Here is a 233-nt window from a genome sequence, read left to right on the forward strand (position 1 = left end):
CAACAATATCAGCAGACCAGGTTTTGATTCAAACGATTGCGGTTGGATTGAACAACCGTGAACGGGCTGAATGGGAAAATGGCCGCAGTACCACGTCACCGTATATTCCAGGTCGTGATGTTGTCGGGGAGATCGTTAAAGTTGGCGATCAAGTTTCCGATTTAAGTGTTGGCCAAACGGTCATGACACACACTGAACATGGTTATGCGGAATATGTGGTTGGTGATTTGGAC

General features: G+C 46.8%; 1 protein-coding gene. It reads left to right on the forward strand.

Going from position 1 to position 233, the window contains the following annotated elements; genetic code table 11:
* Positions 1-23 precede the first annotated feature (23 nt).
* Positions 24-233: alcohol dehydrogenase catalytic domain-containing protein (locus CBI42_RS12105; RefSeq protein ID WP_256963847.1), on the forward strand; the 210-nt coding region annotated here is incomplete at its 3' end.

Origin of the sequence: Streptococcus sp. KR, from assembly GCF_002238115.1 — a bacterium.
GTDB lineage: Bacteria > Bacillota > Bacilli > Lactobacillales > Streptococcaceae > Streptococcus.